The sequence below is a fragment of the Streptomyces sp. NPDC007896 genome (assembly GCF_042959425.1).
Classification (GTDB): domain Bacteria; phylum Actinomycetota; class Actinomycetes; order Streptomycetales; family Streptomycetaceae; genus Streptomyces.
Genome location: NZ_JBIBKX010000002.1, coordinates 230,776 through 254,767 on the forward strand (window position 1 = coordinate 230,776; position 23,992 = coordinate 254,767).

17 protein-coding genes and 1 pseudogene are annotated in these 23,992 nt (G+C 70.7%); 8 read left to right on the forward strand and 10 right to left on the reverse strand.

Going from position 1 to position 23,992, the window contains the following annotated elements; translation table 11 throughout:
• Nucleotides 1-132: 132 nt before the first annotated feature.
• Nucleotides 133-1,185: pseudogene (locus tag ACFZDJ_RS08690) on the forward strand (AI-2E family transporter); the annotation flags it as partial.
• On the opposite strand, the gene ACFZDJ_RS08695 reads toward ACFZDJ_RS08690, so the two are convergent.
• Nucleotides 1,149-3,470, reverse strand: coding sequence for a SpoIIE family protein phosphatase (locus tag ACFZDJ_RS08695; protein ID WP_391057166.1), 2,322 nt, complete (start codon nucleotides 3,468-3,470; stop codon nucleotides 1,149-1,151). The pseudogene ACFZDJ_RS08690 and the gene ACFZDJ_RS08695 overlap by 37 nt on opposite strands.
• A gap of 173 nt (nucleotides 3,471-3,643) precedes the next feature.
• On the opposite strand from ACFZDJ_RS08695, the gene aspS reads away from it, so the two are divergent.
• Together aspS and ACFZDJ_RS08705 are read left to right on the forward strand one after the other, a co-directional pair.
• On the forward strand, nucleotides 3,644-5,407 hold the full coding sequence (gene aspS / locus ACFZDJ_RS08700) for an aspartate--tRNA ligase (protein WP_390932854.1): 1,764 nt from the start codon (nucleotides 3,644-3,646) through the stop codon (nucleotides 5,405-5,407).
• A gap of 172 nt (nucleotides 5,408-5,579) precedes the next feature.
• Nucleotides 5,580-6,512 (forward strand): intradiol ring-cleavage dioxygenase, encoded by a 933-nt coding sequence (locus tag ACFZDJ_RS08705; RefSeq protein ID WP_391057169.1) that lies wholly within the window; start codon nucleotides 5,580-5,582, stop codon nucleotides 6,510-6,512.
• 81 nt (nucleotides 6,513-6,593) lie between these two features.
• Here the strand turns inward: ACFZDJ_RS08705 and ACFZDJ_RS08710 are convergent, their stop codons facing one another.
• On the reverse strand, nucleotides 6,594-7,319 hold the full coding sequence (locus tag ACFZDJ_RS08710; RefSeq protein ID WP_391057172.1) for an alpha/beta fold hydrolase: 726 nt from the start codon (nucleotides 7,317-7,319) through the stop codon (nucleotides 6,594-6,596).
• Nucleotides 7,320-7,488: 169 nt separating this feature from the next.
• Here ACFZDJ_RS08710 and ACFZDJ_RS08715 point away from each other — a divergent pair, with 169 nt between their 5' ends.
• On the forward strand, nucleotides 7,489-8,322 hold the full coding sequence (locus ACFZDJ_RS08715; RefSeq protein WP_390932860.1) for a helix-turn-helix domain-containing protein: 834 nt from the start codon (nucleotides 7,489-7,491) through the stop codon (nucleotides 8,320-8,322).
• A 134-nt stretch (nucleotides 8,323-8,456) separates the two neighbouring features.
• Entirely contained in the window at nucleotides 8,457-9,137 is a 681-nt protein-coding gene (locus ACFZDJ_RS08720) for a hypothetical protein (protein ID WP_391057175.1), read from the forward strand.
• Nucleotides 9,138-9,140: 3 nt separating this feature from the next.
• Here the strand turns inward: ACFZDJ_RS08720 and ACFZDJ_RS08725 are convergent, their stop codons facing one another.
• Entirely contained in the window at nucleotides 9,141-9,701 is a 561-nt protein-coding gene (locus ACFZDJ_RS08725; RefSeq protein ID WP_391057178.1) for a hypothetical protein, read from the reverse strand.
• Between the two features lie 268 nt (nucleotides 9,702-9,969).
• Here ACFZDJ_RS08725 and ACFZDJ_RS08730 point away from each other — a divergent pair, with 268 nt between their 5' ends.
• A complete protein-coding gene (locus ACFZDJ_RS08730) occupies nucleotides 9,970-11,316 on the forward strand; it encodes a polysaccharide lyase family 1 protein (RefSeq protein ID WP_391057181.1) in 1,347 nt (448 codons plus the stop codon).
• Nucleotides 11,317-11,382: 66 nt separating this feature from the next.
• Here the strand turns inward: ACFZDJ_RS08730 and ACFZDJ_RS08735 are convergent, their stop codons facing one another.
• From ACFZDJ_RS08735 to ACFZDJ_RS08745, 3 genes are all read right to left on the reverse strand, one after another.
• Nucleotides 11,383-11,859 carry a hypothetical protein gene (locus ACFZDJ_RS08735; protein ID WP_391057184.1) on the reverse strand — a complete coding sequence of 159 codons (477 nt, stop codon included), beginning with the start codon at nucleotides 11,857-11,859 and terminating at the stop codon, nucleotides 11,383-11,385.
• A 142-nt stretch (nucleotides 11,860-12,001) separates the two neighbouring features.
• Nucleotides 12,002-13,726: a methionine--tRNA ligase gene (gene metG, locus ACFZDJ_RS08740; RefSeq protein WP_101399289.1), complete on the reverse strand. Its 1,725-nt coding sequence runs from the start codon at nucleotides 13,724-13,726 to the stop codon at nucleotides 12,002-12,004.
• Nucleotides 13,727-13,916: 190 nt separating this feature from the next.
• Nucleotides 13,917-15,677: a VWA domain-containing protein gene (locus ACFZDJ_RS08745; protein ID WP_391057189.1), complete on the reverse strand. Its 1,761-nt coding sequence runs from the start codon at nucleotides 15,675-15,677 to the stop codon at nucleotides 13,917-13,919.
• A 242-nt stretch (nucleotides 15,678-15,919) separates the two neighbouring features.
• Between ACFZDJ_RS08745 and ACFZDJ_RS08750 the strand changes: the two genes are divergently transcribed.
• Nucleotides 15,920-18,013: an alkaline phosphatase PhoX gene (locus tag ACFZDJ_RS08750; protein WP_391057192.1), complete on the forward strand. Its 2,094-nt coding sequence runs from the start codon at nucleotides 15,920-15,922 to the stop codon at nucleotides 18,011-18,013.
• Between the two features lie 36 nt (nucleotides 18,014-18,049).
• Here the strand turns inward: ACFZDJ_RS08750 and ACFZDJ_RS08755 are convergent, their stop codons facing one another.
• Nucleotides 18,050-18,991 carry a LysR substrate-binding domain-containing protein gene (locus ACFZDJ_RS08755; RefSeq protein WP_390932877.1) on the reverse strand — a complete coding sequence of 314 codons (942 nt, stop codon included), beginning with the start codon at nucleotides 18,989-18,991 and terminating at the stop codon, nucleotides 18,050-18,052.
• Between the two features lie 199 nt (nucleotides 18,992-19,190).
• Here ACFZDJ_RS08755 and snpA point away from each other — a divergent pair, with 199 nt between their 5' ends.
• On the forward strand, nucleotides 19,191-19,871 hold the full coding sequence (gene snpA / locus ACFZDJ_RS08760; protein ID WP_391057195.1) for a snapalysin: 681 nt from the start codon (nucleotides 19,191-19,193) through the stop codon (nucleotides 19,869-19,871).
• Nucleotides 19,872-20,003: 132 nt separating this feature from the next.
• On the opposite strand, the gene ACFZDJ_RS08765 is transcribed toward snpA, so the two are convergent.
• The 3 genes from ACFZDJ_RS08765 to ACFZDJ_RS08775 all read right to left on the reverse strand — a co-directional run bounded on the left by ACFZDJ_RS08765 (nucleotide 20,004) and on the right by ACFZDJ_RS08775 (nucleotide 23,850).
• Nucleotides 20,004-21,947 (reverse strand): FUSC family protein, encoded by a 1,944-nt coding sequence (locus tag ACFZDJ_RS08765; RefSeq protein ID WP_390932881.1) that lies wholly within the window; start codon nucleotides 21,945-21,947, stop codon nucleotides 20,004-20,006.
• Nucleotides 21,948-21,985: 38 nt separating this feature from the next.
• On the reverse strand, nucleotides 21,986-22,993 hold the full coding sequence (locus tag ACFZDJ_RS08770) for an endonuclease/exonuclease/phosphatase family protein (protein WP_391057198.1): 1,008 nt from the start codon (nucleotides 22,991-22,993) through the stop codon (nucleotides 21,986-21,988).
• A 71-nt stretch (nucleotides 22,994-23,064) separates the two neighbouring features.
• Nucleotides 23,065-23,850: an alpha/beta fold hydrolase gene (locus tag ACFZDJ_RS08775; RefSeq protein WP_385386023.1), complete on the reverse strand. Its 786-nt coding sequence runs from the start codon at nucleotides 23,848-23,850 to the stop codon at nucleotides 23,065-23,067.
• Nucleotides 23,851-23,992: the final 142 nt, after the last annotated feature.

Sequence of the window (23,992 nt, forward strand, 5' to 3'; positions counted from 1 at the left end):
ACCACGAAAGGCCCCGTCCGTACGCCGGACGGGGCCTTTCGCCCGTCGGACGTGGCCTTCGCACGGACGCCGTGTCACCCGGCCGGGCCGTCCCGGCGGGACGGCCCGGCCCGCGCGTGGTCGGGTGGAGGCGTGCAGCTACTCCCCGAGGGTGCCCGGCGGCTGGCCGCCTGGTGCGCCGTGATCCTGCTCGTCGCCGGTGTGGCGTGGGTCGGGATCCGGCTGTGCGGGGAGTTCCGTACGGCGATCGTGCCCGTGCTGCTCGCGCTGCTCGGCACCGCGCTGCTCGGGCCGATGTACCGGCGACTGGTGAACGTCGGGGTCAACCGGTCGCTGGCCGCGGGGCTCACCTGTGTCGCGGTGGTCGTGGTCGTCGGCGGCGCCGTCTACATCGTGGTCGCCGCGCTCATCGACACCGGGGACCAGATCATCGCTTCCCTCAGGCTGGCCGCGCGGTCCGTCGCCGAGCACTTCGGCGCGGCGGGCACCTCCCTCGACGACCTCGCCGCCAACGCCAAGGACCTGCTGACCAAGTTCGGCGGGACGGCCGCGTCCAATGTCATCAGTGGCGTGAGTGTGGTGGGCGAGTCCATCGCCATGGCCGTACTGGCCCTGCTGCTCGTCTTCTTCTTCCTCCGCGACTCCCACCGCGCCGCCGGGCTGCTGCGCTCGCTGGCGCCGCGCGGCACCGCGGACATGGTGGAGGCCATGGCCCGCCGTGCCTTCGGCGCCGTCCAGGGCTTCATGCGCGGGACCACGGTGATCGCCCTCATCGATGCCCTGTGCATCACGATCGGGCTGCTGATCCTGCGCGTCCCGGGCGCGGCCGGGCTCGGTGCGCTGGTCTTCGTGGGGGCGTTCATCCCCTACCTCGGCGCGTTCCTCTCCGGCGCGGTGGCCGTGCTGGTCGCGCTCGCCGACCGGGGGTTCGTGATCGCGCTGTGGGCGCTCGGGGTCGTTCTCGCCGTGCAGGTCCTCGAAGGGCATGTGCTGCAGCCGATGATCCAGAGCCGGACCGTGCAGATGCACCCGGCGGTGGTGATGCTGACGATCACGGCGGGCGCGTCCGTCGCGGGCATCCTGGGCATGCTGCTCGCCGTACCGCTGACGGCCGCCGGCTTCGGGGTCCTCGCGGAGCTACGGACCCACTACGAGTCGGCATCCCCGTCTCCACCGGACGCCTCGTCCCCACCGGCTTCCCCGTCCCCACCGGCTTCCCCGTCTCCACCGGCTTCCCCGTCTCCACCGGCTTCCCCGTCTCCACCGGCTTCCCCGTCTCCACCGGCCTCTCCGTCTCCACCGGCCTCCCCGTCCCCACCGGCCTCCCCGTCCCCACCGGACGCCTCGTAGAACTCGAACCAGATGCTCTTGCCCTCGCCCCGTGGGTCGACGCCCCAGGAGTCGGCGAGGAATTCCACGAGCACCAGCCCACGTCCGGAGGACGCCAGTTCGCCGGGGTGGCGGCGGTGCGGCAGGTCGTCGCTGGCGTCGGTGACCTCGATCCGCATCCGGCGGTCGTCCGTACCGCCGGTCACCTCGGCGACGAGCAGCGCGTCGGCGTCGGTGTGGACGAGGACGTTGGTCAGCATCTCGGAGACGAGGAGGACCGCCGAGTCGCGCTGGTCGGCGGAGGCCCAGTCGTGCAGCATCTCGCGCAGCTGCTGGCGGGCCCCCGCGATCCGCTCGGGCTCGGCCTGCGCCACGGTCAGCGCGGTGCGGCGCACCGAGGGGGAGAGCGGGGCCTCGACCGTGTCGCCGTACCCCTTGCCCTGTCGGCTCAGCAGCAGCACCGCTATGTCGTCCTCGCGCCGGTCGGCCAGCGGCCCGGGGGTGTGGTGCGAGGAGGGGCCGTGCACGCCCTGGACCAGCGCGTCGGCGAGCTCCTCCATGTCGCCGTCGTGGGACTCCAGGATGTGGCGGATACGGCGCCACCCGGTGTCGAGGTCGTGGCCGCCGGTCTCGATCAGCCCGTCGGTGCAGAGCAGCATGGTCTCGTCGGGCTCCAGGGCGAGCCGGGTCGTGGGGTAGTCGGCGTCCGGGTCGATGCCGAGCGGTAGTCCGCCCGACGTGGGCCGGATCAGCACCGTCCCGTCCGCCATGCGTATCGCGGGGTCCGGGTGCCCCGCGCGGGCGAAGTCCAGGATGCCGGTCGCCGGGTCCACCTCGACGTACAGGCAGGTCGCGAAGCGCGGGTCCGCGGTGTTGCCGCCGCTCTCGCCGGTGGAGCCGTACGTCACCGAGTCCGTGATCCCGCACAGGAACCGCGAGGCCCGGGAGAGGACCGCGTCGGGCCGGTGGCCCTCGGAGGCGTACGCGCGCAGGGCGATACGGAGCTGGCCCATCAGCCCGGCGGCGCGCACGTCGTGGCCCTGGACGTCACCGATGACCAGGGCGAAGCGGCCGGTCGGCAGCGGGATCACGTCGTACCAGTCGCCGCCGACCTGGAGGCCGCCGCCGGTGGGGACATAGCGCGCGGCGACCTCCATGCCCGGCATCTGCGGGCCGAGGGTGGGCATCATCGAGCGCTGCAGGCCGTCGGTGAGCTCCCGCTCCGTCTCGGCGGCCACGGCCCGGGAGAGGGCCTGAGCGAGCATCCGGGCCACGGTCGTCAGCACCGAGCGCTCGTCGGGCGTGAAACTGACGGGGTAGGTGAAGGCCGCCATCCACGCGCCCATCGTGCGCCCGGCGACGGTCAGCGGCAGAAAGGCCCAGGACTCCCGCCCGAAGTGCTGGGCGAGCGGCCAGGAGACGGGATAGCGCTCCTTGTAGTCCTCCGGGGAGGAAAGGTAGACGGCCCGGCCTGTGCGGACGACCTCCGCGGCCGGGTAGTCGGTGGACAGGGACATATGCGTGAAGGGGTCTTCGTCCCCCGGCTTCTGCCCGTGGTGGCCGATGACGGTGAGCCGGTCCCCGTCCACGCCGAAGACGGCCAGCCCGTCCGGTGTGAACCCCGGCATCGACAGGCCCGCCGCGACCCGCAGTACCTCGGCCGTGGACCGCGCCTCGGCCAGCGCCCGCCCGGCGTCCAGCAGGAACGCCTCGCGCGAGCGGCGCCAGTCGCCGGTGAGCGGGGTGCGCGCGGCGGTGGCCCCCGAGGGCTCGGTGACCTCCTGGAGCGTGCCGAACAGCAGGAACTCCCCGCTCTCGGGGTCGACGGTCGGCTTGGAGCGGCTGCGCACGGTACGGATCACCCGCCCGTGCTCGTCCATGATCCGCAGCCGGACCTCGGCGAGCGTGTCCTCGGCGACGGCGAGCTGTACGACGCTGACGACCTCGTTCCAGTCGGCCGGGTGGAACCGGGAGCGCATGGCCACCTCGGTGACGGTCGCCCTTTCCGCGGGCAACCCGAGGAGCCGGGCGGCCTCGGCGTCGACGGTGACCTGCCCGTGTGCGTTGTCCCAGCGCCACACGCCGGTCGCAAGGGCGGCCAGTACGTCCCCCACAGCGGGCAGGGGCTCACCAGTGCGCATTGACCCACTGTATGAAGAGGTGATCGGAAGGTGCCACCGAGAGTATTCGGGGTGGTGATCTTTGGGCGGCCGGTACCCTTGGGGGATCCGGGCGTCGGCCCGGAAGTTTCACGTGAAACAGACCCAAGCTCATGTGAAACAGACCCCGATCCGCGAAGACTGGATGAACGACGATGCATCGGTACAGGTCCCACACCTGCGGCGAGCTCCGCGCCTCTGACGTCGGCAGCGACGTCCGGCTGAGCGGCTGGCTGCACAATCGCCGAGACCTGGGCGGCATCCTCTTCATCGATCTGCGCGATCACTACGGCATCACGCAGCTCGTTGCCCGCCCCGGCACGCCCGCCTACGAGGCCCTCGACAAGGTCTCCAAGGAGTCGACGGTCCGCGTCGACGGCAAGGTCGTCTCGCGTGGCGCGGAGAACGTCAACCCGGACCTGCCCACCGGCGAGATCGAGGTCGAGGTGAGCGAGGTCGAGCTGCTCGGCGCCGCCGCCCCGCTGCCGTTCACGATCAACGCCGAGGACGGCGTCAACGAGGAGCGGCGCCTGGAGTACCGCTTCCTCGACCTGCGCCGCGAGCGTATGCACCGCAACATCCTGCTGCGTACGGCCGTGATCTCCGCGATCCGTCACAAGATGACGGCGCTGGGCTTCAACGAGATGGCGACCCCGATCCTCAGCGCCACCTCCCCCGAGGGCGCGCGCGACTTCGTGGTCCCCTCCCGCCTGAACCCGGGCAAGTTCTACGCCCTGCCGCAGGCCCCTCAGCAGTTCAAGCAGCTGCTGATGATCTCCGGCTTCGACCGCTACTTCCAGATCGCGCCCTGCTTCCGCGACGAGGACGCGCGCGCGGACCGCTCGCCGGGCGAGTTCTACCAGCTCGACGTGGAGATGTCGTTCGTCGAGCAGGAGGACGTCTTCCAGCCCATCGAGAAGCTGATGACGGAGCTGTTCGAGGAGTTCGGCGGTGGCCGTCATGTCACCTCCCCCTTCCCGCGCATCCCGTTCCGCGAGGCGATGCTGAAGTACGGCTCCGACAAGCCCGACCTGCGCGCCCAGCTGGAGCTGGTCGACATCACCGACATCTTCGAGGGCTCGGAGTTCAAGGCCTTCGCCGGCAAGCACGTACGTGCCCTGCCGGTGCCGGACGTCGCCGGTCAGACCCGGAAGTTCTTCGACGGCCTCGGCGACTACGCGGTCGAGCAGGGCGCGAAGGGCCTGGCCTGGGTCCGGGTGGGTGAGGAAGGCTCGCTGACGGGCCCGATCGCCAAGTTCCTCACCGAGGACAACGTCGCCGAGCTGACCAAGCGCCTCTCCCTGGCCCCCGGCCACGCGGTGTTCTTCGGCGCGGGCGAGTTCGACGAGGTCTCGAAGATCATGGGTGCGGTGCGGGTCGAGGCCGCGAAGCGCTCGGGCAACTTCGAGGAGAACGTCTTCCGGTTCTGCTGGATCGTCGACTTCCCGATGTACGAGAAGGACGAGGACACCGGGAAGATCGACTTCTCGCACAACCCGTTCTCGATGCCCCAGGGCGGTCTGGAGGCCCTGGAGTCCCAGGACCCGCTGGACATCCTGGGCTGGCAGTACGACATCGTCTGCAACGGCGTCGAGCTGTCCTCCGGCGCGATCCGCAACCACGAGCCCGAGATCATGCTCAAGGCCTTCGAGATCGCGGGCTACGACCGCGACACCGTCGAGGAGCAGTTCGCCGGCATGCTGCGCGCCTTCCGCTTCGGCGCCCCGCCGCACGGCGGTATCGCCCCGGGCGTCGACCGCATCGTCATGCTCCTCGCGGACGAGCCGAACATCCGCGAGACGATCGCGTTCCCGCTCAACGGCAACGCGCAGGACCTGATGATGGGCGCGCCGACGGAGCTGGACGAGACCCGTCTGCGGGAGCTGCACCTCTCGGTGCGCAAGCCGCAGCCGAAGTAGTCCTCGCAGGGGCATTTCCAGGTACCCCTCAGTGGCTCGGAACCGTCGCCGGTTCCGAGCCACTTTTTGCGTGTCCACGCAAAACCACAGCCCGCACCCATGTTGCTGACAGGCGGCGTCCCTAGCGTCCCTGCACATGGCTGAGAAACAAGAACCGGCGCACAAGCGGAACATGACGCGACGTAAAGTCGTCGTCGCAGGTGGCGCGGCTGTCGCGGCCGTGGGCGTGGGCGGCGGACTCGCCGTGAACGCGTTCGCGGGCGAGACCACGACGGACGCCTCTGCTTCCTCTTCCGCCACGGCGTCGGAGACGTGCTACACCCTCACCTCGGAGACCACCGAGGGCCCTTACTACATCGACGCGGACAAGATCCGTCAGGACATCACCGAGGGCAAGGAGGGCATTCCGATGACCCTCGAACTCAAAGTGATCGACGCTGACACCTGTAAGCCCGTGAAGAACGCGGCGGTCGACATCTGGCACTGCACCGCGCTGGGCGTCTACTCCGGCTACGAGGCGATGGGCGGCGGCGGTGGCGGTGGCGGTGGGGGCGGCACCCCGCCCTCAGGCGCCCCGACCGACGCCCCCTCGGGCACGCCCACGGGTGAGCCCCCGTCCGGCGGGCCCTCCGGCGGCACGGGGGGCGGCCACTCGGAGCCGACCGACGACGAGCGCTACCTCCGGGGCACCTGGAAGACGGACAAGCGCGGCTATGTGACCTTCAAGACGATCTTCCCGGGCTGGTACCAGGGCCGCGCCGTGCACATCCACACGAAGGTGCACGTGGACGGCACCTGGACCGACGCGGGCTACGAGGGCGGGCACACCTGTCACACGGGCCAGTTCTTCTTCGACGAGAAGTCGGTGCTGGCGTCGGCGAAGGTCTCCCCGTACTCCACCAACACCACCACGCGCACCACGCTCACCGAGGACACGATCTACCCCCAGAACGGCCACACAGGCGGCCTCCTGTACCTCAAGTACGACAAGAAGAACATCGCGAAGGGAGTCCGCGCGCACCTGACGATGGGCGTGGCCCCGGACGAGACGCACGACAGCACGGACACGCAGCCGAGCACGTCGGCGTCGCCCTCGGCGAGCTGACCCACCCGCTCGCTCGACCAGGGCCGGCCCGGAACTCCACTGGTTCCGGGCCCTTTGGGCCGTAGGCGTAGAAGGAGCGGGTCAGCCGAGCTTGAGCAGTAGTTCGGCGAGTTCGACCGGCATGGTGACCATGCAGTCGTGGCCGGTCGCCAGCTCCCACACCTGTGCCGGGGTGCCGTTGGGCTGTACATCGGGGACGGGCCGCCGGTCGAAGCCCTCCGGCTTGCCCACCGTGCAGTGGATGTGCGTCCGCGGGATCGTGTTCACGGCCGGGTTGTCCAGCCGGACCGGTTGTCGGAGGCAGCGCACCGGCTGATCGGAGAGCATCGTGCGCAGCCAGGCGATGTCCGCCGGGTCGGTGACCCCGAACAGGCCCGAGGGCGGCGGCATCTCGGGCAGTGGCGGAACCCGCCAGCCGCTGTCGGACTTTACGGCCAGGTCGATCAGGACCTGGGTCAGGGGGAGAACATCGGCCGCGCTCTCGCCGTCCACCGGGACCATCGCGTCGAGGTAGACCAGCCGCGCGATCCGGTCCGGGACCTGGTTGGCCGCGGACGAGATGACCAGCCCGGCGTAGCTGTGTCCCACGAGGACCACCTCGCCGAGGTCTTCCTCGACGATCAGCCCGACGACGTCGTCGACGTGCGTGTCGAGCCCTACTTCGGGGCCGAGCAGATGCGACTTGTCGCCGTAGCCGGTCAGGGACGGCGCTACCACCCGATGCCCGGCCGACGCCAGCAACGGGACCACCCGCTCCCAGCACTCTCCGCTGTGCCAGGCACCGTGTACCAGGAGATACGTTGACATGGTTTCGCTCCTTGCGCGCCGTCGATACCGGCGGTGAGGTCGGTGGCGGTGTGATCGGGCTCGATCGTGTTGAAGGCTGCCGCCGAGGTTTTGACCGAGCCAGGGCCCCCGCGATCCTGGGGGTGACAGGACCAGGCACGCGCGCGATCGCGCAAATTACAGTGGAGAGATGACCGACGCACCCAACCTGTTGGGCGATTACGTGCGCGCCCGCCGTGAGCTCGTCACTCCCGAACAGGTCGGTATCCCCGTTTCGGGGGTACGGCGCGTGCCGGGTCTGCGCAGGGAGGAGGTCGCGATGCTCGCAGGCATCAGTGCCGACTACTACCTGCGCCTGGAACAGGGCCGCGACCGCAACCCCTCCGTGCAGGTCCTCGAGTCCCTCGCTCGCGTGCTGCGGCTCGACGACGCCGCGACGGCGTACCTGCTGCGCCTCGGCGCCGACAAACCCCGACGGCACCGGCGCCGACGCCGGAAGGAGACCGTTCCTCCGGGCATCGCCAAGCTCGTCGCCACGCTCCCGCTGCCCGCCTTGGTCGAGGGCCGCTACTTCGACGTCCTCGCCGCCAACGCCTTGGCGACCGCTCTGTCACCGCGCCTCGTGGCGGGAGCCAACCGCCTGCGGACCCTGTTCCTCGACCCCGCCGAGCAGGCGCTCCACCCGGACTGGGAGAACGCCGCCGTGGGCATGGTCGCCGGCTTCCGCGAGTCCGTCGGCACGGATACCGACGATCCCCGATTCATCGAGCTCGTCGGCGAACTCTGCCTGGCCAGCCCCCGTTTCAGCCGGCTCTGGGCCCGTCACGACGTGGAGGCGTGCGAAGGCGCACCCAAGCACATCGACCATCCCCAGGTCGGTGGCCTGCGGTTGAATCGGGAGCGGCTGGGCATCGACGGAACGGCGGGCCAGACGCTCGTCGTCTACCACCCGGACCCCGGCACCGACAGCGCGGACAAACTGCTGCTCCTCGCCTCCGCCCTCCAGACACCGGCTGTCTCCTGAACGACGGCCGGGGCGGTTCACCGTGGACGCACAGGCGGTTCGGCGGGGGTGCACAGTGGTGGGGCGTGTGATGGGAGGAGGCGGGTGAGGGCACCTCGCGCCGTACCGGAACACCGCAAGCGCCGGAGGAAGCCATGGGAGTCGTACTGGTCGCACTGTTGCTGATCGGCGGAGCGGTGGCCGCGGTCGCCTTCCAGCGACGGTCGTCGCAGCCGTACGGCGCGGTGTCCGACCTGGACGCGGAGGCGGAGGCCCACCGCTGGGTGGAGCGACTCGGCGGGAGCCTGTCCACGCTCGACGCGCGGGGCGACGTGGCGGCGGCGCAGGCCCTGACCGACGCCGCCGAGCGCCACCGGGCCGCGCAGGGTCAGTTGGTCACGGCTCGCTCCGGCGCGCAGTACGCGATGGCCTCGCAGACGGCTCTGGAGGGCCTCCACTACATCCGCGCCGCCCGCACCTCACTGGGCCTCGACCCTGGCCCCGCCCTCCCCGACCTGGGCACGGGCTCGGTCACCGCCCGGGACGGCCGCGTCACGATCGACGGCCGGACGTACGCCGCCTCGCCCCGCCCCGGTGACGCGACGCCGTACTACTACCCCGGCGGGGTCGTGGGCGGCCGGCGGATGCCGGGCGGTTGGTACAGCGCCCCCTGGTGGAAGACGGCCCTGGTCGCCGGCGCGGCCGGAGCCGGCGGGGTGATCCTGGCCGACGCCCTCCTCGACGGCCTCCGCCGCCCGCACGGGGGCGGCCCGATGGGCGGGCCCGGCGGATTCGGCGGGCTGGGAGGGCTGGGGGACTTCGGCGGGCGCTTCTGAAGGTCAGGCGGAGGTCTGGTTCTGGCTGCCTTCTGCCTGACCGTCTTCGTTTTCGGTGAACAGGTCCTCGGCCGTGGTGGCGGTCAGGGACCGGTCGAACCAGAGCATGAGGGTGTCGAGGTCGGTGCATGAGATGACGCGGTCCCGGACGTCCTCGGGGACGTCGACACCATGCTTCTCCAGCACGCGCAGGATAAGGCCGGCACGGTCCTTGGCCTCGCCTCTGGCCTCGCCTTCGGCCTTGCCCTCCAGGTACTTCTCCTCGATGAGGGTTCCCTGGCCCGGGTAGTAACTGCCGACCGACATGTGCAGCTCCCTCCACTTTGCCCTGGCCGGAGTGTTCGCCAGGGCGATTTCCATTGTCTCGAACCAGTACGCCAGAGTGTCCTTCAGCACGGTGTCGACCCGGCGTTCCAGCGGTCGGATCTCCGTCGCGTCGGGGGTGATTTCCCTGATGTCCGCCTTCGTCGGCGGCGGGACGCCGAGCGCCTCGTAGACGGGCGTGAGGGCCTCCGGGTGCTCGGCGAAGATCCGGTGCGAGACCTCGTGGGTTGATGTGACCATGTGGCGGAACCTAGAGGGATCTTGGGCCGGGTGTCTGGCCGACGGGATGGGACCACTCTTTCGGGGGTCGAGGAAACGTTCACGCCGCAGCGGTCAGTTCGCACCAGATGCACTTGCCGGTGCCGCTGATGTTTCCGGCGTCCCGTCCGACGAGTTGAAAAGGTCGGCAACCTTTCCGGACTCCGCGGTCACTGATGAGTCAGAAGCACCGTTCAGCGGGGCTTCGTGCACCACAACACGTGCTCCACCATCACGTAAGGACTCCTCCGTGGCATCCCCCTCGCACCGCAGGTCCCTCCGCAAGCGTCGCGCCGTCATCGTCTCTGCCGCCGCCGTCACGGCCGCGGGCCTCGGCGCCGTCGCGTTCGTGATGAACGCGAACGCGGGTACGGTCGACCTCGCGCACCAGGTGCTGCCCGCCAAGGACGGCTGGGCGGCATCCGGGTCCGGGACGACCGGCGGCTCGCAGGCCGACTCCTCGCACGTCTACACCGTCAGCACCCGCGCCCAGCTCGTGAAGGCGCTGGGCAAGGCCGACAACTCCACGCCCAAGATCATTCAGGTCAAGGGTGTCATCGCCGCCAACACCGACGACTCGGGCAAGAAGCTGACCTGCGCCGACTACTCCGCCGGTACGGGATATTCGCTGGCCGCCTATCTGAAGGCCTACGATCCGGCCGCCTACGGCACCTCCAAGCTGCCCTCCGGCACGCAGGAGAAGGCCCGCGACGCCGCGCAGCAGAAGCAGGCGAAGAACATCGTCTTCAAGGTGCCCGCCAACACCACCATCGTGGGTGTGCCGGGCACCAAGGCCGGGATCACCGGTGGCAGTCTGCAGGTGCAGAGCGTCGACAACGTCATCATCCGCAACCTGACCTTCAGTGCCACCGAGGACTGCTTCCCGCAGTGGGACCCGACCGACGGCGACAGCGGCAACTGGAACTCCGCGTACGACGCCGTCACCCTGCGCGGCGCGACGCACGTGTGGGCCGACCACAACACCTTCACCGACGCGTCGCACTTCGACAGCGCCAACCCGAAGTACTACGGCCGCGAGTACCAGATCCACGACGGTGACCTCGACATCACCAAGGGCTCGGACCTGGTGACCGTCGAGCGCAACCAGTTCACCAACCACGACAAGACCATGCTGATCGGCAGCAGCGACACCGACAGCGTCGGCAAGCTGCGCGTCTCCATTCACCACAACGTGTGGAAGGGGATCGTTCAGAGGGCTCCCCTGACCCGGATCGGGCAGGTGCACATTTACAACAACTACTTCGACACCACGACCGTCAACGGGTACGCGCCCCTCTACAGCATCAACTCCCGCGCCAAGGCCCAGGTCGTCGCCGAGGACAACTACTGGAAGGTCCCGACGGGCGGGAAGATCTCCAAGCTGCTCAGCGGCGACGGCACCGGCTCGGTCGCCGGCGGCGGCAACCTCGTCAACGGCACCTCGACCGACCTCGTCGCCGCGTACAACGCCGCGAACTCGAAGAAGTTGAAGACGACGGTGAACTGGACGCCGACCCTGACCGCCGGTCTCCAGACCTCCGCGAAGAACCTCCCGACGGAGCTGGCCACCACCACCGGTGCGGTCCTGACCTCGTAGGGCACGCCAAGGGCGCCCGGGGTCGGAAAGCCCCGGGTGCCCAGTCCTCGGATGCCGCCGCGCGCCTCAGGTGTCGTACTGGCCGTTCCACGGCTCGGCGAACGCGAGGCGGTCCGGGTAGAGCTCTGCCCAGGTCTCCTCCTCGTCCTCCCTGATCACCAGGCCGAACAGCACGCCGTCGACGGTGCGTTGGAAGGGACGGACCGCGATGTTCGTGTAGGAGCGGCGGGGCAGGCTCCGCAGGAGTTTCGCCAGATGGGTCCTGGCCCGGGAGAGCACCGAGTCCGGTCCGTCCGGGGCCAGTTGCTGTTCGGCCCAGGTGCCCGCGCACCAGATCTCCGAGTCGCGGTAGCGGCCCTCGGCGTCGAAGGTGTGCAGCACCGTGTAGAGGCGTTTGCGCTGTTCCCAGCCATCGTCGGGACGGTAGCCCTCGGGGAAGGCGTAGGTGATCGACGCCAGGAACTGGCCGTCCGCGTAGCGACCGATGCTCTCGGTGCGGGACTTCGGCTCGTAGGCGATCGGGATGACCGGAGGGACTGCCATGGCGAAACCATACGGGTGGTCAAGAACATGTCACCAGCGGGGTCGGTTTCCGGCCGAGGAGTGAGACGGAGGGGGATACGGACGACAGGAACGGAACGGGGCCCGGCACCTCTTGGGTGCCGGGCCCCGCTCTACGTCGTCACTACTCCGGTGCGCCGCCGAAGCGCTCCTTGTACGACTCCAGGTCCTCGTCCGTGATCTTGGCGAAGAGGACCGGGGGAACCGTGAAGGGGGTGCCCGCGGGGACGGCCGACAGAGACCTCGCCTCGTCCGCCGAGACCCACACCGCCGTGTCGTCCGTCAGCGCGAACGCCGAGCGCATCGCACGGGAGGACGCGGGGATGAAGGGCTCCGAGACCACCGAGTAGAGGTGGATCAGGTTCATCGCCGTGCGCAGGGTCAGGGCCGCGCCCTCGGGGTCGGTCTTGATCTCCAGCCAGGGGGCCTTCTCCTCCAGGTAGGAGTTGCCCGCCGACCACAGGGCGCGCAGCGCCGCCGCGGCCTTGCGGAACTGGAGGGCCTCCATCTGGGTCTCGTACTCGGCCAGCAGGCCCGCGATCTCCTCGCCGAGCTTCGCCTCCGCCTCGCCCGCCTCGGCGCCCGCCGGGACCTCCTCGCCGAAGCGCTTCTTGGAGAAGGACAGGACGCGGTTGACGAAGTTGCCGAGGGTGTCGGCCAGGTCCTTGTTCACCGTGGCGGTGAAGTGCTCCCAGGTGAAGGACGAGTCGTCCGACTCGGGGGCGTTGGCGATCAGGAAGTAGCGCCAGTAGTCCGCGGGCAGGATGTCCAGCGCGTGGTCGGTGAAGACACCGCGCTTCTGGGACGTGGAGAACTTTCCGCCGTAGTACGTCAGCCAGTTGAAGGCCTTGACGTAGTCGACCTTCTTCCACGGCTCACGCACGCCCAGCTCGGTGGCCGGGAACATGACGGTGTGGAAGGGGACGTTGTCCTTGGCCATGAACTCCGTGTAGCGGACCGGGTTCTCGCCGGAGTCCGCCTCGTACCACCACGACTTCCAGTCGCGGTTCTCCGGGTCCTGGTCCGACCACTCCTTCGTCGCCCCGATGTACTCGATCGGCGCGTCGAACCAGACGTAGAAGACCTTGCCCTCCGCCGCCAGCTCCGGCCAGGTGTCGGCCGGGACCGGGACGCCCCAGTCCAGGTCACGGGTGATCGCCCGGTCGTGCAGGCCCTCCGTCAGCCACTTGCGGGCGATGGAGGAGGCGAGCTGCGGCCACTCGTGCTCGTGGCGCGCCACCCACTCCGAGACCTCGCTCTGGAGCTTCGACTGGAGGAGGAAGAGGTGCTTGGTCTCGCGGACCTCCAGGTCCGTCGAGCCGGAGATGGCGCTGCGCGGGTTGATCAGGTCGGTCGGGTCCAGGACGCGGGTGCAGTTCTCGCACTGGTCGCCGCGGGCCTTGTCGTAGCCGCAGTGGGGGCAGGTGCCCTCCACGTAGCGGTCCGGGAGGAAGCGGCCGTCCGCCGGGGAGTACACCTGGCGGATCGCGCGCTCCTCGATGAAGCCGTTCTCGTTCAGGCGGCGCGCGAAGTGCTGGGTGATCTCGCGGTTCTGCGGGCTGGAGCTGCGGCCGAAGTAGTCGAAGGCCAGCTCGAAGCCGTCGTACACCGCCTTCTGCGCGTCGTGCGCCTGTGCGCAGAACTCGTCGACCGGGAGGCCCTGCTCCTTGGCCGCCAGCTCGGCCGGGGTGCCGTGCTCGTCCGTCGCGCAGATGTAGAGGACGTCGTGGCCGCGCTGGCGGAGGTACCGGGAGTACACGTCCGCCGGGAGCATGGACCCCACCATGTTGCCCAGGTGCTTGATCCCGTTGATGTACGGAAGGGCGCTGGTGATGAGGTGTCGAGCCATCGCGGCTGCTCCCAAGTCGTTACGTGTCGTTACGTGGGGTGACGATCGCCGGTTCTGGTCGTACCGTCGGTCGTCTTGCGAACCTTGAAATCGTAGCCGACATGGGTGGGCCGCCCGTTTCCCTTTTCAAGGGGTGGGAAACGGGCGGCCGCGTGTGGTTCCTGTTGGGCCTACGGGGTCCTACGAGGTCCTACGGGCGCCAGTTCTCCAGTACGCCCTCGTAGACCTCCGCGTCGGTCAGCTCGCGCGGGGTCGGGCCCGCGTGGAAGAAGGCCGTGTTGTCGGTCTTCAGCTTGCGGAGGTAGTCGAAGGCCTTGTTGTCGTGCTCACCGAACGCGACGAACGAGAAGAACACCGTGGGGTGGTCCTTCGCCGCGTCCGTGAGGGACTGGGTGGCGGGGGTCTTGGCGTCCGGGGCGCCGTCCGTCTGGAAGATCACCAGGGCCGGGTCCGTGGTGCCGGACTTCTGGTGGTGCGTGACGACTTCTTCCACCGCGATGTGGTAGCTCGTACGGCCCATGCGGCCGAGGCCGGCATGGAGGTCGTCGATCTTGTTCTCGTGCTCGGGGAGGGTGAGCTCGCCGGTGCCGTCCAGTTCTGTGGAGAAGAAGACGACCTGGACCTTGGCCTCGGGGTCGAGGTGGGCGGCGAGGGCGAGGGCCTGCTCGCCGAGGGCCTGGGCGGAGCCGTCCTTGTAGTACGCGCGCATGGACGCGGAGCGGTCGAGGACGAGGTAGACCTTGGCGCGGGTACCGGTGAGGTCCCTCTTCGCGAGGGCCGTTCCCGCTTCCTGGTAGGCGGTGGCGAGGTCGGGGGCGTGGGTCTTCACGTGGGTGAGGGGGGTGGCGGGGGTGTGGGTCGTGGCGGCCTCGGCTTCGCCTTCGGCCGGGTCTTCTTCCCCGCCCGCACCACCCGTGACGCTCTCGTCGTCGGGTGCGGGTGGCCCTGCCGGGGGCTGATCGCCGTCGGCGGCGACGGGCTCGTTCGCGGAGTCGTCCGCCGGCTCGGCCGTCGGCTCGTCCGTCGAGGCCGCGACCGGTTCGGTGACCGGTTCCGCGGGGGCGACCTCAGCGGTGACCGGGGCGGGGATTTCCTCGGCGACCGGCTCGGAGGGCACCTCGGCGGCGGGCGCGGGGGCTTCTTCGGCCTCGGGTTCGGGGGCCTTCGCGGTGATCGGTTCCGGGGTCTCTTCGGCGACCGGTTCCGAGGTCTCCTCGGCGGCGGGCGCAGGAGCCTCTTCGGCCTCGGGTTCGGGCTCCGGGGCGGACGCCTCGGGGGTCTCGGCGACCGGCTCGGATTCGATCACGGGTTCCGGCTCGGGCGCGGGCGCCTCCACCACGGCCTCAGGCTCGGCCTCAGCCTCTGCCTCTGCCTCGACCTCTGCCTCTGCCTCGACCTCTGCCTCTGTCTCGACCTCAGCCTCTGCCTCAGCCTCTGCCTCGACCTCGGTCTCGGCCACCGGCTCCACCGTGACCTCGGTCTCGACCTCGACCTCGACCTCGACCTCGACCTCGACCTCGGCCGCGGTCACCGGCTCGGGGTCCGGGGCCGGGGCCGGAATCGAAGCGGAGGTGGAGACGGGAGCGGAAGCGGAAGTCGGCTCCTTCTCGGCCTTCTCCTCCTCCGTCGCCTTCGTCTCCTCGGTCGTCTTCTCCTCCAGTACCGGCTCCGCCGGCTTGGGGACCGTGACGTTGTCGAAGGCCGCCGACACCAGCTCGTCCACCACGGACGACTTGGGTTCCGGCTTCGGCGCCGACGTCGGCTCCGGCTCCGACGAAGGTGCGGGGATCTTCGGCTCGGCCTCCTGGGCAGGAGCCGGCGTGGGCTCCTGCTCGGTGGCCGGGGCCGGGACCGTGGGGGCCGTAGCCTCCGTCGGCGAGGTCTCCGCGTCGGCGTCACGCCCCTTGCGTGAGCGGCCGAACGCGTTCCGCAGGAGAGTGAGAATGCCCATGTGCGCAACCCTTCGCATGAGTTGAAGCCGTCAATCCCTGGCCAGGACGGACACGTAAGGTTAGCGGCCGTCTCCGGCGATCTTGGGCAGGGTCGGGTACCGACAGGTAGCGGTGTCAAGAGCGTTATCAAGACCCCTGCGGGAGCGGGAGGTTCACACTCTGTTCACCCGGCCGCAGGGTGCTTGCACCCGCACCCCCCTAGCGTCACGCTCACACCAAGGGTTCGCAAGGGGAGAGTAAAGTGCGCAGACTGCTGCCGTTGATCGGAACACCCGGCTCGCATCCCGGCGGGCGATCCGCCCTGACCTGTCGGTTCCGCTGTGGTGACGCCTGCTTCCACGAGGTGCCCAACACCAGCGACAACGCGTATGTCGGTGATGTCATCGCCGGTGCGATCGGCCGCCGTTCGATGATGCGGGCCGCGGCCGTCGTCACGGTCGCCGCGGCGACGGGTGCGGCGGTCGTCGGTACCGGCGCCGAGGCCGCTGAGGCCGCGGAGGCCGCGCAGGCCGCGGAAGGGGGTGTCGCGGGCCGTAACGGACATAGCGTCGAAAAGGCCGCACGCGGGCTGCGGTTCAGCCCCGTTGCCCCCAACACCGCCGACGCCGTCACCGTCCCTGGCGGATATGGCCAGAATGTCGTCATCCGTTGGGGTGAGCCCATCCTGCGCGGCGCTCCCGCCTTCGACCCGGAGCACCAGACCGCCAAGGCCCAGGCCGGCCAGTTCGGTTACAACAACGACTTCCTCGCCCTCCTCCCGCTGCCCGGTGAGCGCGGGCGGCAGCTCCTCGTGGCGAACCACGAGTACACCGACGAGGTGCTGATGTTCCGCGGGTACGACCCCGCGAACCCCACCCGCGAGCAGGTCGAGGTGGCGTGGGCCGCCCACGGTCTGTCCGCCGTCGTGGTCGAGGAGGACCGCAGGACCGGCAGGCTCACCGCCGTCACCCGGCACGCCCTCAACCGTCGCGTCACCGCCACCACCGAGTTCCGGCTCACCGGCCCCGCCGCCGGGTCCGACCTGCTCAAGACCTCCGCGGACCCGACCGGGCGCAAGGTGCTCGGCACGCTCAACAACTGCTCCGGCGGCACCACCCCCTGGGGCACCACGCTGCACGGCGAGGAGAACTTCAACCAGTACTTCGCCAACGCGAGCCGTGACACCGACAAGCGGTACGGGCTCGGTACGGGCGCGACCGAGCGCAAGTGGGAGCGGTTCGACAAGCGGTTCGACGTGGCGCAGGAGCCCAACGAGTCGCACCGCTTCGGATACGTCGTCGAGTTCGACCCGTACGACCCTGCCTCCACGCCCCGCAAGCACACCGCGCTGGGCCGCTTCAAGCACGAGGCCGCGACCGTGCGGCTGACGGACGACGGGCGGCCCGTCGTCTACACCGGCGACGACGAGCGTTTCGACTACTTCTACAAGTTCGTCGGCAGCAAGCGGATGCGGCACGGTTCCTCGCGCTCCGTCCGGGAGCACAACCTCTCCCTCCTCGACGAGGGGACGCTCTACGTGGCCCGGCTGACCGGCGACTCCCCCGCCGCCGACATCGACGGCAGCGGGAAGCTTCCGGCGGACGGGGAGTTCGACGGCAGCGGTGAGTGGATTCCGCTGGTCACCGCGACCGCCCGCGGGGCCGTCTCGCACGTGGACGGGATGACGGCCGAGGAGGTCCTCGTCTTCACGCGGCTCGCCGGTGACAAGGTCGGCGCGACCAAGATGGACCGGCCCGAGGACATCCAGCCCTCCCCGCACACCGGCAAGGTCTATGTCGTTCTGACCAACAACACCAACCGTGGAAAGGCCGGGTCCGCGGGCGCCGACGAGGCCAATCCGCGCAACGCCAACAAGCACGGGCACATCCTGGAGCTCACCGAGCGGCGAGGCCGCGCCGAGGCGACCACCTTCGGCTGGTCGCTGTTCCTGGTCGCGGGCGACCCGGCCGACCCCGCCACCTACTTCGCGGGCTTCCCGAAGGACAAGGTCAGCCCGATCTCCTGCCCGGACAACGTGGCCTTCGACCCGCACGGCAACCTGTGGATCTCCACGGACGGCAACCAGCTCGGCTCGCACGACGGCCTGCTGGGCGTGGCGACGAAGGGCGAGCGGCGCGGTGAGCTGAAGCAGTTCCTGACGGTGCCGACCGGCGCGGAGACCTGCGGGCCGATCATCCAGGACCGGCGGGTGCTCGTCGCGGTCCAGCACCCGGGCGAGATCGACGGCGCGTCGGTGGAGAAGCCGGCGAGCAACTGGCCCGACGGACCCGGGAGGATCGTGCGCCCGGCGGTCGTCTCGGTGTGGCGCACGGACGGCTGCGACATCGGGGTCTGAGGTCGCGGGAGTCGTCGCGGGCGTCGCGTACGGGTCTTAGGGGAGGGCTGGGACGGGGTTGTCCACGCCGCTGCGTTCCAGCCACTCCCGGTACGCCGGGGACTGCTGTGCCGTCTCCCGGTACGCCTCCGCCAGGTCCGGATAGACGCCGTCCAGCTCGGCCTCGGTGCGGGCCGCGAGCAGCAGACGTACGCCAAGGGGGTCGCCGTACAGCCTGCGGACCACCGTCTCGGGGCCCGACTGGCGGGTCGGCTGGCAGACCGTGACGACCTCACCGGTCGCCACCAGGGATGCCGTCGTGTGGTAATCGCCGTGCAGGACACGGGGGTTGAGCCCGGCCGAGCGCAGCATCCGGTGCACCGCGTCCCACTCGCCGTCGACCGTCGGGTCGATCATCCAGCGGTCCTCCGCCAGGTCGGAGAGGCGTACGACGGAGCGCGCGGCGGCCGGGTGGTCGTTCGGCAGGGACACGAACTGGGGCTCGCGCTCGACCAGGACGCGCAGCCGCAGCCCGCTGGGGATGCGCAGCGGGCAGCCCTCGACCTCGTGCACGAAGGCCACGTCGAGCCGGCCCTCGGCGACCAGGTTGAGCAGGGCGTTCGCGGACACGTCCATCTGGAGGAGCGGTTCCTTGCGGCGTTCGCGCAGCCGGCGCAGCCAGCCCGCGAGGGCACGGCTCGCGGTGGAGCCGATGCGCAGCTGGGGGTCGTCCGCGGCGGCGGCGCGGGCCTCCGCGACCAGGGACCGCATTTCGGCCACCAGCGGGCGGGCCCGGCCGAGCACGACCCGGCCGAGCGGGGTGGGTCGGCAGCCGGTACGTTCGCGGGTGAACAGCTCCCCGCCCAGCTCCTGTTCGATCCGCCGCAGCTGGGTGCTCAACGAGGGCTGGGCAACGCCGAGCAGGCGCGCGGCGCGGTGCAGGCTGCCGGTGTCGGCGATGGCGCACAACGCGCGGAGATGCCGGACCTCAAGCTCCATGCCGTCGGAGCCTAAGTCGCGGACGTGGGTTGCACCAGACGCACAAACCCCTTGCAAGGCAGGCGAGTTGGGCGCTCCGGGACGGTCGGGACAGCTCGCCCCGATAGGGCTGTCCTATCGCCGATTGCCATCATCACAGCGGACGCACAGGCATCGACACTCGCCGATGACGACTTCACCCCCCACACAAGGAGTCATCATGCGACTCTCCCTGCCCATGCTCTCGGTCGCGGTCGGGTTGGGCCTCACGGCCGCCACGTTCGGCGCGGTCCCGGCCACGGCGGCCCCCGCCCCCGCTCCCGCCTCCGCGTCGGCCGCGTACGCCGGTTACTCCGGATCGGCCGCGGAGGCCAAGGCGAACCAGGCGTTCTTCCAGGCGGTCATCAGGTCCGTCGCCGAGAAGCGCGCCGCGCACCCGAGCAGCGCCGCCGCCGTCACGGTCGTCTACAACGCCTCCCGCGCGCCGTCCTTCAGCGCGGAGATAGCCCGCAGCGCCCAGATATGGAACAGCGCGGTCTCGAACGTCAAGCTCCAGTCGGGTTCGGCGTCGAGCGCCGACTTCACCTACCGCGAGGGCAACGACTCGCGTGGCTCCTACGCCTCCACGGACGGTCACGGCAGCGGGTACGTCTTCCTCGACTACGCGCAGAGCGAGCAGTACGACCCGATCCGCATCACCGCGCACGAGACCGGCCATGTGCTCGGTCTGCCCGACCACTACTCCGGTCCGTGCAGCGAGCTGATGTCGGGCGGTGGCCCCGGCCCGTCCTGCACCAACGCGATCCCCAACGCGACCGAGCGCTCGCGCGTCAACCAGCTCTGGGCCAACGGTCTCGCGCAGGCACTGGACAAGGCGCTGAGCAAGACCGACGCCCGCTAGGCCCTGTCGGCCGACTGGGCCCGGGCACCGAGCGGCCGCCGAACCCGTATACCGCATACTGCCGTTCCCCACCCCCCACAGGTGCGGGCCGTCCCCTGCACGGGCGGCCCGCACCCCCGGTTTCCGGACCGGTCAGCGTGGCGACGCGATGGCGCGGGCCGCCGCGACCTCCTGGCGCAGCGGCTCCAGCACACTGCCGGCCGGCCCCGTGAGATCCGTGCGGACCGCGATGAGGGTGTCGGTCTCGCGCAGCCCGTCCGACAGCTCCCGCAGTTGCAGCGCGACGTGGGAGATCTCGGCCGGTGAGGGGCGCTGGGCTCCGTGCCGGAGCCGTACCCCGGCGGCGGTGGTCGCGTCCACGATCCGCTCGGTCGCGACGACGAGCGGCAGCCAGGCGGCGGCGCGCCGGCCGTTCGGCGGCGGTTCGCTCAGGGCGCGCTGGAACTCCGTACGGATGGCGGACAGGTCGCGGTAGAGGCGGCGCCGCATCCGGGCACGGGCGGCGGGGTCGACGTCCGTCCCGAAGGCGTACTCCACATAGCGGGCGGTGTCCGCGACCGCGTCCGCGAGGCGGTCTCCGACCCGGGTGTGCCAGCTCTCCGGCCACAGCAGATAGCCGGCGACGAGGGCGATCGCGCAGCCGATGAGGGAGTCGACGAGGCGTGGCACGAGCAGGGCGGTGCCCAGGTGGTTGAGGACGTCGGAGAGGAGGAGGATCACCGGGGTGACGGCGGCGGTCTGGTAGCCGTAGCCGCGTGGGCCGAGGACCGGGATGAGCGGGCCGAGGACGAACATGACCGGCACGTCCCACCAGCCGAGCGGCACCAGGGCGAGGACGACGGCCGCGACGACGAGCCCGGCGACCGTGCCGAGCGCGCGCAGCAGCGCCCGGGAGAAGACCGAGCCGAAGTCGGGCTTCATGACGAAGGTGATGGTGAGGGCGACCCAGTACGAGCGTGGCACCGGGACGAGGGAGACCAGGGCCTGGGCGAGGCCGATGCACAGGGCGAGGCGCAGGCCGTAGCGCCAGGAGGCGGCGGACAGCAGGACGTTGCGGGCGGCGCGGGTGGCGCGGACGCGCAGGGCGGCGGGCCTGCCGAGGCGGTCGTCGACGTTGTGGAGGGACGCCTTGTCGGCGTCCCGGTCGCTGACGACGGCGGCGGCGTGCCGCAGGGCGTGGTCGACGGCGCGCGCGGTCTCGTTGGTGGGGACCGGCAGGCCGAGCCCTATGGGGCCGGTGTAGCCGGTCTCGATGGCGTCGGCGAGGTGGCGCAGGGCGTCCGGGACCTCGGGGGGCAGCGGCTCGTTGAACTGGTGGACGGCCGGGGCGGCTTCGATGACGGGCGTGATGGCGTTGAGCTGGGCGAGCAGCCGGACGACTTCGGGGCTGCGGCCGTGGTGGAAGGCGCGCCGGGCGAGGGCGAGGTCGTAGGACTGGTTGAGGGACTGGGTGACGGCGAAGCGGACGTCGACGTACCGCTCGGTGCCGGTCGCGGCGAGCAGGTCGGCGACGGTCCGGTAGGTGTGGGCGACGGCGCCCCGTTCGGGGACGCCCGAGCGCAGCGGCCAGGCGAGCAGGGCGAGGGCCAGCACGAGGAGGCCGCCGCCGGACATCAGCACGGGTGCGAGCCACCAGGATCCCGGCAGTGGAAGCCCGGCGCCGATGGAGCAGTTGAGGAGGAGCAGCAGGCTGGACACGGAGGCCACGGCGCCGATCGTCGAGATCATCCCGGAGACGAGCGCGACGCCGGTGACCGCGGCGACGGCGGCCCAGCCGTGGCCGAAGACGAGCGAGCCGATGGTGACGCCGATCGCGCCGAAGAGCTGGGGGACCGCGATGTTGAGGATGCGCATGCGGTAGGCGTCGGCGGTGTCGCCGATGACGCCGGACAGGGCGCCCATGGAGGCGAGGGCGCCGTACGCGGGTTCGCCCGCCGCGAGGCCGATCGCCAGCGGCAGGGCCAGTGCGATCGCGGCGCGCGAGGCGGCGGCCCAGGGGATGGGGGCCTGCTGCGGCCGGAGGTTCCTGACCAGCCAGTCGGGAGGGGTGAGAACACTGGGCAACTGGCGGGGCATGGCCTCATTATGACCGCATCGCGCCACCGCTCTCGGGCTCATTTGCGCTGGTGAAGGGTGATATCGACGAGGAGCGCGCGGTGGTCGCTGCCGGCGATGCCGAGGAAGGTGGCCGTGTTCGCGGAGAAGTCACGGGAGACGAGGACGTGGTCGATCTGGGCGCCGAGGGTGGGGGCGGTGCGGGCGGGCCAGCTGGGGGTGCGCGGGGAGCCGGCCAGGCGGGCGCTGTCGCGCAGTCCGGTGTCGAGGATGCGACGGAACGCGGCGTGGTCCTGGGAGGCGTTGAAGTCCCCGGCGAGGATGGTGGAGCTGTCCTTGTCCCCGGCGGCGTAGTCGCGCAGTTCGCCGAGCTCGTGCCGCCACAGTCCGACCTGCCCCGGCAGTGGCGGCATGGGGTGCGCGAGCTGGAGCCGTACGGCGTGCCCCTGTACGTCGGCCACGGCCCCCGGCATCCCCATCGTCCCGCGTACGCCGTCCGCCACCGCGAGCGGGAACCGGCTGATGATCACGGATCCGTCGGACCCGGCGCCCTCGACGGACACGCGGTACGGATAGCCACCCCCTGGGCGCTGGAAGGCCTTCTTGAGCGTGGCGGAGCACGTGTACTCGCACTCCTCCACGAACACGATGTCGGGCCGCTGCCGTTCGACGGCGGCGACGAGCGCGCGGGCACCGCGTCCGAACTGCACGTTCGACGTCATCACCCGCAGCTCGGCGACCGGGCTGCCGGTCGGCTCACTGGTCTTGCCGTAGGGCTCGATGTACCAGGCGAGCGCGCCCAGCACCAGCACACCCCACACCATGGCGACCCGCCGGCGGGCGAACAGGGCGAGCAGGAGTCCGAGGCCGGTGGGCGCGAGGAGCCACGGCAGAAAGGCGAGCAGTTGGGGCACGGGGGTGATGCCGTCGCTGTCCGCGACCCGGCACCCGACCACCACGCTCACCGCGGCCAGCAGCAGCCCGCCCGCCCAGGCCCCGGCCCGTCGGCCCCCGGACCGCGTCGGCCGGTCCTCGGACCCCGCCGGGGCAGTCACCGCAGTCTCCAAGTCCGGGCCCGCCTTCCGCTCGTTCGCGTGGGGTGCCCGAATCCTCCCTCACCGGCGGGCGGGGCGTCTGCTCAGGCGTCGAGTCCGTCCAGGAAGTCCGCCAGCGCCCCGTTGAACTCCTCCGGTCGCTCCAGGTTCGGCAGATGGGCCGCCGAGGCGATCACGCTGAGCGTCGAGTGCGGCAGCGCCGCGTGCATCGCCTCCGCGTCCGGCACCGGGGTGTACTCGTCGTCGGCGCCCACGACGACGAGGGCCGGGACGGTGACGCGGGTCAGCAGGTCGCGGTAGTCGGGGCGCTCGGCCCGTCCCCGCAGGGCCGCTGCCGCGCCCTCGGGCGGCGTGGCGGTCATCATGCGGCGCACGTGGGCCGCGACCCGCGCGTCCGCGTACGGCGCGACCATCTTGTACAGCACCTCGTCCGCGTAGCCGGCCATGCCCTCGCGCAGCAGCCGGTCCGCCATCGCGGCGCGCGCCTTCCTGCCCTCCGGGGTCTCGGCCGACGGGAACGTGTCGGCCAGCACCAGCCCCCGGATCCGCTCCGGGAACAGCCGGTAGCACTCCATCGCGATCTGGCCGCCCATGGAGAGTCCGGCGAGGATGAACCGGTCCACCCCGAGGTCGTCCAGCAGCGCCGCGATGTCCTCGGCGAAGGTGGCGAGGGGGGTGACGCCGGGGACCACCGCAGACGCGCCGTAGCCGCGCAGGTCCGGGGCGATCACGCGCCGTCGCGACGAGAACGCGGCGATCTGGGGGGCCCACATCGTGTGGTCGAAAGGGTGGCCGTGGATCAGGACGAGAGGGAGCGCCGCGACATCGGCGGCGCCCCCTTTGTCCTCGTACGCGAGGAAGGGTGCCATGGTCACGACCCTAGGTCCGGTCAACTGCTCGGTGCAATAAGATCTTTGCCCTCGGTGCAATCCGGGCAGTGCAATCCGGGCAGTGCGGTTCAGGCAGTGCGGTTCAGGCAGTGCGGTTCAGGCAGTGCGATCCGGTGCTGCG